The organism is Roseburia sp. AF15-21 (assembly GCF_003479505.1).
Lineage (GTDB): Bacteria > Bacillota > Clostridia > Lachnospirales > Lachnospiraceae > Roseburia_C > Roseburia_C amylophila.
Window position 1 is genome coordinate 400,045 of record NZ_QUHG01000002.1, and the last position, 13,297, is coordinate 413,341.

At 43.4% G+C, this 13,297-nt stretch carries 10 protein-coding genes; all 10 read left to right on the forward strand.

What is annotated here, in order from left to right:
- The first annotated feature begins 86 nt into the window (after positions 1-86).
- The 10 genes from DWW33_RS04985 (at position 87) to pknB (ending at position 13,294) form a co-directional block, all read left to right on the forward strand.
- Entirely contained in the window at positions 87-1,769 is a 1,683-nt protein-coding gene (locus DWW33_RS04985) for a recombinase family protein (protein ID WP_046438251.1), read from the forward strand.
- Between the two features lie 525 nt (positions 1,770-2,294).
- Entirely contained in the window at positions 2,295-3,749 is a 1,455-nt protein-coding gene (locus DWW33_RS04990) for a UDP-N-acetylmuramoyl-L-alanyl-D-glutamate--2,6-diaminopimelate ligase (protein WP_118638970.1), read from the forward strand.
- Between the two features lie 9 nt (positions 3,750-3,758).
- Positions 3,759-5,984 (forward strand): replication restart helicase PriA, encoded by a 2,226-nt coding sequence (priA, locus tag DWW33_RS04995; protein WP_118638971.1) that lies wholly within the window; start codon positions 3,759-3,761, stop codon positions 5,982-5,984.
- A 27-nt stretch (positions 5,985-6,011) separates the two neighbouring features.
- The gene (gene def / locus DWW33_RS05000; protein WP_117698487.1) at positions 6,012-6,482 is read left to right on the forward strand and encodes a peptide deformylase; all 471 of its coding nucleotides are present in this window, start codon (positions 6,012-6,014) and stop codon (positions 6,480-6,482) included.
- 2 nt (positions 6,483-6,484) lie between these two features.
- Positions 6,485-7,426 carry a methionyl-tRNA formyltransferase gene (fmt, locus tag DWW33_RS05005; protein ID WP_118638972.1) on the forward strand — a complete coding sequence of 314 codons (942 nt, stop codon included), beginning with the start codon at positions 6,485-6,487 and terminating at the stop codon, positions 7,424-7,426.
- 15 nt (positions 7,427-7,441) lie between these two features.
- The gene (locus DWW33_RS05010; RefSeq protein ID WP_118638973.1) at positions 7,442-8,146 is read left to right on the forward strand and encodes a zinc metallopeptidase; all 705 of its coding nucleotides are present in this window, start codon (positions 7,442-7,444) and stop codon (positions 8,144-8,146) included.
- Complete coding sequence (gene rsmB / locus DWW33_RS05015) at positions 8,139-9,449, forward strand: 16S rRNA (cytosine(967)-C(5))-methyltransferase RsmB (RefSeq protein ID WP_118638974.1); 1,311 nt, start codon at positions 8,139-8,141, stop codon at positions 9,447-9,449. The genes DWW33_RS05010 and rsmB overlap by 8 nt, the downstream gene beginning before the upstream one ends.
- On the forward strand, positions 9,446-10,483 hold the full coding sequence (gene rlmN, locus DWW33_RS05020; RefSeq protein WP_022243174.1) for a 23S rRNA (adenine(2503)-C(2))-methyltransferase RlmN: 1,038 nt from the start codon (positions 9,446-9,448) through the stop codon (positions 10,481-10,483). Before rsmB ends, rlmN begins: the two co-directional genes overlap by 4 nt.
- 10 nt (positions 10,484-10,493) lie before the next feature.
- Positions 10,494-11,237, forward strand: coding sequence for a Stp1/IreP family PP2C-type Ser/Thr phosphatase (locus DWW33_RS05025; protein ID WP_022243173.1), 744 nt, complete (start codon positions 10,494-10,496; stop codon positions 11,235-11,237).
- Positions 11,231-13,294: a Stk1 family PASTA domain-containing Ser/Thr kinase gene (gene pknB / locus DWW33_RS05030; RefSeq protein WP_117698491.1), complete on the forward strand. Its 2,064-nt coding sequence runs from the start codon at positions 11,231-11,233 to the stop codon at positions 13,292-13,294. Before DWW33_RS05025 ends, pknB begins: the two co-directional genes overlap by 7 nt.
- Positions 13,295-13,297 lie beyond the last annotated feature (3 nt).

Here is a 13,297-nt window from a genome sequence, read left to right on the forward strand (position 1 = left end):
CAAAGTGTCCCGAAGCGGAGGCATCCTTGTTGTCCTCCCCGGACAGAGTTATAATATAAGTGTAATGTGATAGGGAAGGAGGAACAATGGCACGAGCAAAAAACAGAGGGTATCAGCAGAGTTTCTCTCCCTCTTACACAATCCGCCGCTGGCGGCTGGGCATCTATATCCGGCTTTCAAAGGAAGATTTGAAAAAAGGAAAAGACGATAGCAACAGCGTAAAGAACCAGCGTGACCTACTGAACGATTTTTACCGACGCAACATTGACGAGTTTGAAAGTATCACGGAATATGTAGATGACGGACATACTGGAACGGACGCTAACCGTGAAGATTTTCAACGGCTCTTGGCGGATGTCATGAGTGGTAAAATCAACTGCGTTATAGTAAAAGACCTGTCCCGCTTCGCACGAAATTATAGCGATGCCGGAAGTTTGATCGACAACCTGTTTGTTCAAATGGGTGTTCGCTTTATCAGCCTTGCTGAGAATGTGGACAGCTACAAGAACCCCGACAGCGTTTCAAATATCATCGTTCCCATTACAAACGTGATGAACGATAATTACTGCTATCAGACTTCCAAAAAGATCCGGCAGGTATTTGATTACAAACGGCGCAACGGCCAGTATATCGGAGCATTTGCTCCTTACGGCTATGTAAAGCACCCAAAGGACAAGCACAGGCTGATTGTTGATCCCGATGCTGCTGAAAATGTCAAACTCATTTTCACAATGCTTATTCAAGGGTCATCAAAACGTGCTATCGCGTTGTACCTGAACGAACACGGCGTACCGAGCCCCTCGGCTTACAAGGTACAAAAGGGCTTGCCTGTTTCGACAAGAGGGTATGACGATCCTATGTGGGGAGCCCGCATGATCCACTCCATTCTTACCAATCCGACCTACACCGGGGACTTAGCCCAAGGCCGGAGCCGGGTGAAAAGCTACAAGGTACACCAGATTGAAGCTGTTCCCCGCGAGGAATGGGTGGAAGTGGCTGGAACACATGAGGCCATTATCGACTATGAAACTTTCGATAAGGTACAGGCTCTCTTACAGCGTGATACCCGTACTTCCCCGAAAGGCCGTGAGGTACATTTATTCAGCGGCTTTCTGAAATGTGCCGATTGCGGGCGGGCCATTACCCGATGCGTTAGCAAGAACAACAATGTATATTATTCTTGCTCAACCTACAAGAACCGTTCCCGGACAGCCTGCACCATGCACTCAATCAAGCATGAACGGCTGGAGGCTGCTGTTCTGTTCGCCGTACAGCATCAGGTACATTTAGCTGTTTCCTACTCAGAAATCGTAACGCAGATCAATTCCGCTCCAATCAAAAAAAGCCAGTCTTACCGACTGGACGATCTGATAGCTGCAAAAGAGCGGGAACTGATAAAGATAACACGCTACAAGCAATCTCTTTATCAGGACTGGAAAGACGGTGAAATCACCCAGCAGGAATACCGGGATATGAAGGCTGACTATGAACGGCAGACTTCTGATATTTCCGCGGTGCTTACCCGGCTGAACGCTGAACGCGCAGAACTGGCAAACGGTGTGGACAATGAGCATCCTGCACTGGTAGCCTTTATGAAGTATCAGAACATTGAAGCCCTCAACCGTGAAATCTTGGTTGAACTTGTGGACTATATCAAGGTCTATGAAAACGGCAATATCAGCGTGAAATTCAAATTTGCTGACGAGCTCCGCAAGATTGCCGAGTACATTGAAATCAACACTACGGAAGATACCGCAGTAGCGGGCTAACCCCCGCTACAAACCCCTTTGACAGTGTGTTTTCCTAATAGGCGCTAATCATAAGAAAAGTATCTCCTTTGAATTTAGAAAAATACTATGAAATTATGAAACAGGGATGGAATGCGGCTGGTAATTTTTGTGTGTAAAATAACTGGGTGTTCACGAAAGGACGAATGTATGATAAGACCTGTTAGAAGCACTTGGAATTCTGTATAAAAACAGGCAACGCTGACACATGGATGTGGCAGCGAAGCGCATATGAACATGGATGTGAATTTGCGCTGGTTGCCGGAACAAATCATAACAATATCAGAATTCTTAGTGCTTCTTGCAGGTCATTATGTTACATTCGGATTTCGTGAACATCCGGTTATTTCGGTTACACAATAATACATTTGCAGCATCACCCTGTTTCGTAATTTCATAAAATATCTGTAAGAAATTATGAAATCTTTCATAAATAAAAAGTGGAAAACTTGTAAAAAACCACCCGGTAGCATATAATGATAAAAGTGTATTTTTAAGGATACGTCTATGGCATATCTTAAGGATTTACTAAAGCAGGTTACATATATTTGTACACGGGGAACGATGGATTGTAAGGTGACACATATCTGCCATGATTCCAGACAGGTGGTCAGAGGAAGCATGTTTATCTGCCTTGCGGGAAGCAGGGAAGACGGGCATGATTATCTTGCTCAGGCAATTCGTAAAGGTGCAGCAGTTTGTGTAGTATCAAAGCATGTCTGGGTGGAAGGTGATGTGACAGTCATCCGTGTACGCAATACCAGTGAAGCCATGGCATGGATAGCCAGAAATTATTATGGTGCACCGGCAGAAGCCATGCAGATGATAGGAATTACCGGAACAAAAGGAAAGACCACGACTGCCTGTATGCTGTATCAGATGTTAAAGGAAGCCGGGGTAAAATGCGGACTGATCGGAACTCTTGGCGTACGAAGAAGCGATGGATTAAAAAAGGCAGGCAGCAATACGACACCGGATGCCCTGGTATTACAGAAGGAACTGCGGGAAATGGCGGATGCCGGATGCAGTTGTTGTGTGATGGAAGTATCCTCCCAGGGACTGAAGCATTACCGGGTGGAAGGAATCACTTTTGCCATTGGAATTTATACTAATCTGTCCATGGACCATATCGGACCGGGGGAGCATCGGAGTTTTCAGGAGTATGCCTGCTGTAAAAAACGGCTTTTTGAGCGTAGCCGGATGATTTGTATTAATGCAGATGATAAATATCATGGTTTTATGACAGCGAATCTTGAGGCTCCGGTTTATACTTATGGAATTGAACAACCCTGCGATGTAAAAGCGGAGCATATCGTATATGAAAGAAGCAGTCGTGGATTAAATGTCACATATCAGACAACCGGGTGGATAAAGAATGAAATCGTATTAAAAATGCCTGGAACTGCCAATGTATATAATTCCCTTGCTGCCATGGAAGCAGCACATCTCCTTGGAATTTCCCCGGAGACGATAAGGAAAACCTTAAGAAATGTTTCAGTAAAAGGAAGAATTGAAGAAGTAAGAATTTCAGATAAATTTGATGTAGTCATTGATTATGCCCATAATGCGGCAAGTCTGGAATCCCTGATAAAGACATTGCGGCAGTATCAGCCCAAGCGTCTGGTATTATTGTTTGGCTGCGGTGGAAACCGTTCTCCGCTGCGGAGGTTTCAGATGGGGGAGACAGCCGGAAGACTTTCGGATGTCACGATATTGACATCGGATAATCCAAGATATGAAAAGCCGGAGGCAATCCTTTCTGACATCGAACAGGGAATGAAGAGAACGAAAGGAAAGTATAAAATTATCCCGGATAGAAGAGAAGCCATTTCTTATGCTATTTCCCAGGCACAGGAGGGCGATTTGATTGTAGTGGCAGGAAAAGGTCATGAAGAGTATCAGGAGATAGAAGGACATTTTTATCCGATGAACGAACGGGAAATGATAGAGAACAGTATATGAGGTGAATCTATGGCAAAATATGCCAATATCATAATTGATATTTCTCATGAAAAATTAGATAAAACCTTTCAGTATCGGATTCCACCGGAAATGAAGGATGAGATAACGGAAGGAATGCAGGTCATTGTTCCCTTTGGAAACCGGACGATAAAGGGCTATGTGTTAGAACTGACAGATAAAGCAGAATTTGACACGGCAAAATTAAAGGACATTAAAGCCGTTGATAGCAATGCCATGCAGATAGAATCACAGTTCATTGCCCTGGCAGCGTGGATGCGTAAAAATTATGGTGGAACCATGAATCAGGCATTAAAGACAGTGATTCCGATTAAAGAGAAAGCCAAAGAAAAAAAGAGCCGTTTGGTACGCCTTATGCTTCCTTTTAATGAGGCAGCAAGTCTTTTGGAAGAACTGAAAAGAAAGCATAGAACTGCCAGGGCAAGACTGTTAGAAGCACTGTTAGAAGAAACTGTCTTAAGTTATGATGTAATAACCAAAAAGCTTCATATTACGGCAGATGTCATCAAAGCAATGGTGCAGCAGGGAGTTATAACGGTAGAAGAAGTGCGGACTTACCGTAATCCTGTCCGTACACAGGAGATGGGAGCCTATACCCTGACCTTAAATGAGATGCAGCAAAAAGTTGTGGATGCAGTGATAGAAAATGTCAGAACAGAAAAGAAGCCGTGCCTCATTCATGGAGTGACCGGAAGCGGTAAGACAGAAGTCTACATGGAACTGATTGCAGAAGCTGCCGGCAGGGGAAAGCAGTCCATCGTATTAATTCCGGAGATTGCACTGACCTATCAGACGGTGATGCGGTTTTACCATCGGTTTGGTGACCGGGTTTCCATTATGAATTCGAAACTGTCACCGGGAGAGCGTTCCGACCAGTTTGAGCGGGCAAAAAAAGGTGAAATTGATGTTATGATTGGCCCTCGTTCTGCTTTGTTCACACCTTTTTCAAATCTTGGGTATATTATAATAGATGAAGAGCATGAGGGCACTTATAAAAGTGAGACGATACCAAGGTATCATGCAAGGGAAACCGCAATAGAGCGGGCGAGAATGTCCGGTGCCACTGTGATTTTAGGCTCGGCGACCCCTTCCATCGAAAGCTTTTATCATGCAAAAAAGGGTGACTATTTACTCCTTTCCATGGATAAGCGGGTGAAGGAAAAGCCACTGCCGGAATGTGAAATTGTGGACTTAAGAGAAGAATTAAAGGCAAGAAACTTTTCTATTTTAAGCAGAAGCCTTCATGAAAAAATAGAGCAGCGGTTATTGCGGAAAGAACAGGTTATGCTATTTATTAACCGCAGGGGAATGGCAGGCTTTGTATCCTGCCGTGCCTGTGGTCATGTAATGAAATGTCCCCACTGTGATGTGTCATTGCATGCACATAATAATGGAAAACTGATATGTCACTATTGTGGTTATGAGCAAAATCATGTTAAGATATGTCCGAACTGTGGTTCAAAATATATCAGTGGTTTTAAAGCCGGAACCCAGAAAATTGAGGAACTGGTAAAAAAAGAATTTCCTGAGGCAAGGATTCTTCGGATGGATTTTGATACCACAAGAAGCAAAGACAGCTATGAGAAAATCCTCTCCGCATTTGCCAATCAGGAAGCAGATATCCTGATTGGAACCCAGATGATTGTAAAAGGACATGATTTTCCAAATGTAACATTAGTAGGAGTGCTGGCGGCAGACTTATCTCTTTATGTATCCGATTATCATGCCGCTGAGAGAACCTTTCAGCTTCTGACCCAGGCAGCCGGAAGGGCAGGACGAGGTGAGAAACCGGGAGAGGTCATTATCCAGACTTATAATCCGGAGCACTACAGTGTCATCTGTGCAAAGAATCAGGATTATAACCAGTTCTATGAAGAGGAAATTTTCTACCGGCAGGCAATGCGTTATCCGCCGGTATGGCATATGCTGGTTGTGCTTTGTGCATCAAAAGAAGAAGCAGAAGCCTATGCATGTGCAAAAGAGCTTGCAGATACCATGGAAAAAGTGCAGGCTGATAAAAAGCTTCAGATGATTGGACCAGCAGATGCTGCAGTAGCCAAGGTAAATGACATTTATAAAAAAGTACTTTATTTCAAACACCCGGATTATGGTGTGTTGATTCAGATAAAAGATAAAGTAGAACAGCTTATGGAAGAAAAACAGGGAGTAAGAAACGTATCGGTGCAATTTGATTTTGACCCGGTAAATGGCTTTTAGAGAAAGAAATTTAAGGAGGAAGTAAAAATGGCATTAAGACAGATCCGGACAGTAGGAGATCCGGTATTGACAAAGACCTGTAAAGAAATTAAAGAGATAACACCAAAGATTTTAGAACTGGCAGATGATATGTTAGAAACCATGTATGAAGCCAATGGTGTGGGACTTGCTGCACCGCAGGTTGGAATCTTAAAGAGAATGGTAGTTATTGATATCGGAGATGGCCCGATTCTTATGATTAATCCTGAGATTATCGAGACTTCCGGAACCCAGACCGGAGATGAAGGCTGCTTAAGTCTTCCGGGCAAGGCAGGAACAGTTACAAGACCAAATTATGTAAAAGCCCGTGCATTTAATGAAGATGGTGATGAATATGAGATTGAGGGAACAGAGCTTTTAGCAAGAGCAATCTGTCATGAATTAGACCATCTGGATGGACATATGTATATGGAAAAAGTAGAGGGCGAGCTTCATGATGTAGTCTATGAGGAGGGCTAGAAATGAAAGTAATATTTATGGGAACACCGGATTTTGCGGTGGGTACATTAGAGGCAATTGTGGCAGCAGGCCATGAAGTAGTGCTTGCGGTAACACAGCCGGATAAACCCAAGGGAAGAGGAAAGAGCATGCAGTATCCTCCGGTAAAGGAAGCTGCAATCGCCTATGGAATTGAAGTGTATCAGCCAGAGCGGGTACGTCGCCTAGAATGCATAGAATATCTGGCAAAATATCAGCCGGACATCATTGTGGTAGCAGCCTTTGGACAGATACTTCCAAAAGAAATTTTAGAGATGCCAAAATATGGCTGTATCAATGTCCATGCATCCCTGCTTCCAAAATACCGTGGGGCTGCACCAATCCAGTGGGCAGTAATCAATGGAGAGAAGGCTTCCGGCGTAACGATTATGCGTATGGATGAAGGCCTGGATACCGGAGATATGATAGCATCTGTGGCTGTGGAACTGGATGCACAGGAGACCGGTGGCAGCCTTTTTGATAAATTGCAGGATGCCGGGGCACAATTGTGTGTAGAAACCATGAAATCCATTGAAGATGGTACAGCAGTGTATACACCACAGGATAATGAGATTGCAACGCATACCAAAATGATTCAGAAGTCATTGGGAAAGATTAACTGGTCTTTATCTGCAGTGCAGATTGAGAGGCTGATTCGTGGACTGAATCCATGGCCGAGTGCCTATACTTACCTTTCCGGTAAGACATTGAAAATCTGGAAGGCAACGGTACATCCGGGCAATACGGATGCTGCACCGGGAACAGTGGTAAAGGCAGATAAACAGAGCCTTGTCATACAGACAGGCGTTGACCGTCTTTCGCTGGAAGAAGTGCAGTTAGAAGGAAAAAAACGTATGCCGGTTGCTGATTTCTTACGTGGATTTACAATCGGAAACGGAACGGTGCTTGGAACAAAACAGCAATAAAAAGGAGGAATTCATATGCCATATTATTATTGGTGGGACCCGACTTATTTCTTGGTAATTATTGGTGCAGTAATCTGCCTTCTGGCATCTGCCCATGTAAACAACACGTTTAAAAAATATTCAAAATACCGCAGTATGTCCGGAATGACAGGGGCACAGGCAGCACAGAGAATCTTAAATGCAGCAGGCATTTATGATGTGGAAATCCGCCATATTTCCGGAAACCTTACCGACCATTATGACCCGAGAAATAAGACCTTAAGTCTTTCGGACAGCGTCTATGGAGCTACATCAGTTGCAGCAGTTGGTGTGGCAGCCCATGAGTGCGGACATGCCATCCAGCATCAGAAGAATTATGCACCGCTTACCATTCGTGGTGCCATTGTTCCGGTAGCAAATATCGGTTCTACACTGGCATGGCCGCTGATCCTGATTGGATTATTTATCAGCAGCCGCAGTGGTCAGGCATTGATTACAGCAGGAATCATCTGCTTTTCACTGGCAGTATTATTTCAGATTGTAACACTTCCGGTAGAATTTAATGCATCGAGAAGAGCAGTAAGAATCCTTGGAGAGACAGGCATCTTAGGAGAACAGGAACTGGGCTATACGAGAAAAGTTTTAGGAGCAGCGGCGTTAACCTATGTGGCGGGAGCAGCTTCAGCAATTCTTCAGTTACTGCGTCTGATATTATTATTTGGAGGACGACGGGATGACTGATTCGGTGAACAGCCGGGAACTGGTGCTTGCAATTTTGCTGGCGGTAACAAAGGATGGCATATACAGCCATGTGGCGATTTCTGATGTACTGACCAAATATCAGTATCTTGAGAAACAGGAGCGCAGCTTTATTACCAGAGTCAGCGAGGGTACTCTGGAGCGTATGCTGGAGCTTGATTATATTATCAATCAGTTTTCCAGTGTGAAGGTGAATAAAATGAAGCCGGTAATCCGTTGTATTATCCGGAGTGCAGTCTATGAAATGAAATATATGGACAGTGTTCCGGTATCGGCTTCCTGCAACGAAGCAGTAAAGCTTGCAAAGAAAAAAGGCTTTGGAAAGCTTTCCGGATTTGTCAATGGAGTGCTTCGGAATATCGGAAGAAATCTTGATAAGATTGCATACCCGGATAAGAAAAAAGCTTATAAACAGTATTTATCCGTAACCTGTTCCATCCCGGAATGGATGATTACACTCTGGGAGAAAAATTATTCCTTAGAACGGATTGAAAAGATAGCAGAAGCATTTTTGAAAGAAGAACCACTGACCATAAGATGTAATCTTACGAAGATTACACCAGAAAGCTTGATGAAGCGTTTAAAAAATCGTGGCATGGAAGTGAACATAGATGAAAAACTTCCTTATGCATTGCATGTAAGAGGTGTGGATTATCTTGGCAGCATTCCAGAATTTGCGGAAGGACTTTTTTATGTGCAGGATTTAAGCTCCATGAAGGTGGCTGAGGCGGCAGAGGTAAAAGCAAATGATACTGTCATTGATGTGTGCGGAGCACCCGGTGGAAAGAGTATACATATTGCACAGCTGCTTTCCGGCAGTGGAAGGGTCATCACCAGGGATGTCAGTGAGTATAAGGTCTCTTTGATAGAAGAGAATATCAGACGTCATCAGGTGACCAATATGACAGCCGAGCAGTGGGATGCCCGTGTATCAGATAAAGGCAGTATCGGCAAAGCAGATGTAGTTATTGCCGATTTACCATGTTCCGGACTGGGTGTGCTCCGGAAGAAACCGGATATCAAATACCGGATGCAGCCGGAAGATATCAAGTCACTGATCGCATTACAGCGGGAGATTTTATCCACGGTTCATCAGTATGTGAAGCCGGGTGGCAGAATGATTTACAGTACCTGCACCATTGATGCGGGAGAGAATGAAGAAAATGTTGCGTGGTTTATGGCAAATCATAAAGAATTTGAAGTAGAAAGCATGGAACAGATTCTGCCGGATGAATTAGGCAGTGACGGATTTTTCATTGCCAGATTAAGGAAACAGAATGTATGATAGAAAAAGTTGATGTAAAATCCTTGAATTTAAAAGAATTAGAAGAATTTCTTTTGTCTCTGGGAGAGAAGAAATTCCGGGCAAAGCAGATATATGAATGGATGCACATCCATCATGTCACCTCCTTTGATGAAATGACAAATCTTTCGAAGAATTTAAGGGAGACATTAAAAGAGAAAGCAGACCTTATAGTATTAGAAGAAGAACTGGTACAGATTTCGAAGATTGACGGAACGAGAAAGTACTTATTTGCATTGGCAGATGGGAATATGATAGAAAGTGTGCTGATGAAATATAAGCATGGCAATTCCGTATGTGTTTCTTCCCAGGTGGGCTGCCGTATGGGCTGCCGGTTCTGTGCATCAACACTGGACGGACTGGTGCGTAATCTGACACCATCGGAAATCTTAGAGCAGATATACCGGATTCAGGAGAGCATCGGAGAACGTATTTCCAATGTGGTAGTCATGGGAAGCGGAGAACCTATGGATAATTATGATAATATTGTAAAATTCATTGAACTGCTGACAGACGAGCATGGACTTCATATCAGCCAGAGAAATCTTACGGTATCTACCTGTGGACTGGTGCCACGGATGAAGCAGCTCGCTGATTTGAAGCTTCAGATTACACTGGCACTTTCCCTGCATGCATCCTCACAGGAAAAGAGGAAAGAGCTGATGCCGGTTGCCAACAGTTATGAGCTTTCCGAGGTCTTGGATGCCTGCAGATATTATTTTGACAAGACAGGACGAAGAATCACTTTTGAGTACAGTCTGGTGGGCGGCGTCAATGATACGGATGAGGATGCAGAGCGGCTGGTTAAGCTGGTTTCCGGCATGAACTGCCACATTAATCTGATTCCGGTAAATCCCATTAAAGAGCGGGATTATGTGCAGTCAGACCATGAGGAAATCCTCAAATTTAAAAATAAACTTGAAAAAAACGGAATTAATGTTACTATTAGAAGGGAAATGGGCAGAGATATTGATGGTGCCTGTGGACAGTTAAGAAAGAAATTTTTAGAAAGGTAGGTGGACTATCATGAAGACTTTTTCAATTACAGATATCGGACAAAAGCGCAGCTCCAATCAGGACTATGTCTTTTCCTCTGAGCAGCCGATTGGTAATCTGCCAAATCTTTTCATTGTTGCAGATGGAATGGGAGGACATAAAGCGGGAGATTATGCTTCCAGATATACGGTAGAGACATTGGAGAAGCTGATTCGTGAGTCGACATTGTCAGAGCCGGCTGCAATTATTGAGTCTGCAGTAAAGCAGGCAAATACCATGCTGTTAGAGGAAGCGAATAACCATGAGGAAATGAAGGGAATGGGAACTACTCTGGTAATTTGTACCATTCATGACAACGTGCTTACGGTTGCCAATGTGGGAGACAGCAGACTATATGTAGTAAATCAGGAAATCAGGCAGATTACGAAAGACCATTCGCTGGTAGAAGAAATGGTGCGGATGGGTGAGATGGACAAAGAAACAGCCCGGAATCACCGTGATAAAAACATTATTACAAGGGCAATCGGAGCAGTCCCGGAAGTGGATGTGGATTTCTTTGAGATTAATCTGGATCCGGAAGATGAAATACTTATGTGTACCGATGGATTAACCAACATGGTAGAGGATGCAGATATCAGAAATATTATGCTCAGTCAGCGTGATATTGCAGAACAAGCAGAAAGACTGGTAAAGACTGCCAATGAAAATGGCGGTAAAGACAACATTACAGTAATTGTAATAAAACCATTTTCGGATGAGGTGAAGATATGTTAACAGAGGGAATGTTTATCGCAGAACGTTATGAAATTATTGGAAAAATAGGCGCAGGCGGAATGTCTGATGTTTATAAGGCAAAGGATCATGTCTTAGGACGTTTTGTGGCAATTAAGGTTTTAAAGCAGGAATTCAGTGAAGATGTTAATTTTGTGACAAAGTTCCGTACGGAGGCACAGTCAGCAGCAGGATTAGAACATCCAAACATCGTAAATATCTATGATGTCGGAAGCGAAAACGGCATGCATTATATTGTCATGGAGTATGTGGATGGAATCACATTAAAGACATATATTGAGAAGAAAGGCAAACTGACTTACAAAGAAGCAGTCAGCATTGCCATTCAGGTAGGCAGAGGTATTGAGGCTGCACACAATAAGAATATTGTGCACCGTGATATCAAGCCACAGAATATTATTATTTCCACAGAAGGAAAAGTAAAGGTAACCGATTTTGGAATTGCCCGTGCAGCAACTTCCAACACCATTAATTCAGATGTTATGGGTTCCGTACATTATTCTTCTCCGGAGCAGGCAAGAAACGGTTTCGTAGATGGCAAGAGTGATATTTATTCTCTTGGAATTGTCATGTATGAAATGGTAACCGGAAGAGTTCCTTTTGATGGAGATACTACGGTTGCGGTAGCAATCCAGCATTTACAGGAAGAAATGGTTCCACCAACTGCGTATACACCGGACCTTCCAATCAGCTTAGAGAAGATTATTTTAAAATGTACACAGAAGAACCCGGACCGCCGTTATGAGAATATGGGCGAACTGTTGATTGATTTAAAGAAATGTCTGATTAGTCCGAATGAAGATTTTGTTACCATGGTTCCACTTGGCAGCAATGATAAGACAAGAGTCATCGGACAGGATGAATTAGAGCAGATCCGGGAAGGCTCCGGAAAAGTTTCCTATGATGAAGAGGAAGAAGCAGGAGAGGAAGAAGAACCGGATGAGGATGAATTAACAGAGGATGAGGAGAAGGAGAATGGAATTCTCAATCCGAAGATGGAAAAAGCAGTTACTATTATGGGAATTGTCGCTGCAGTTATCATCGTAGGAATCGTCATTTGCCTGGTTGGTAATATCCTTGGAATTTTCCGATTTGGCGGCAACAAGAAAAATGATACCGAGACAGAGATTGCAACAGAAACCGAAACAGACACCGAAGATAAAATCGAAATGATTGATTTGCGTGGTCTTACTTTTGAAGAAGCACAGAATGAAATCAAAGATAAGAAGCTTGATATCAAGTTAGAAGAAGGCGAGGAGATTTCCTCTGATGATTATGAGGAAGGACAGATTGCCGAGCAGAGTGTGAAGAAGGGTGAATCTGTAAAGGCTGGCGATACCGTTACTGTCCGTATCAGCAGCGGAGCAGGAGATGTTCCGATTCCTGACGTAGCCGGTTATAAGTCTTCGGAAGCACAGAAAAAATTAGAGGATATGGGCTTTAAGGTAAGCACGGATTATGATTACAGCGATACCGTACAGCAGGATTATGTTATCAAGACTACACCAGATATCGGAACCAATGCGAAGAAGGGTGATACCATTACCCTGATTTTGAGCCGTGGTATTGAAAGCGTACAGGTACCGGATGTCAGAGGACACTCAGAAACTGATGCGAAAAATGAATTAACCGGTGCAGGCTTAAATGTTACAACCAAGACCGATTACAGTGATGATGTGGCAGAAGGCCTTGTTATCAGTCAGGATCCGGTAAATGGCAAATTTGTTGACCGTGGAACAACCGTTACCCTGACCATCAGTTTAGGCAAGAAGACCACATACTATTCTTATAAGAGTGATACATTAGCAGTACCGCAGGATGGCAAGAATTATACCGGCGGAACCGTTACACTGAAAGGTTCTGATGGAAGTACCCTCTGGACAACAACCTTCGAGGGAACAACACCTGGTTCTGTGAATGTAGATAATATTAAAAATATGAGCAGCGGTACCCTTGAGGTTGACTGGACATATACCAACGAAGATGGTACAACAGGAACCAATGTGGTATCGACCTCTGTAAACTTTACTGAAAAATAAGGA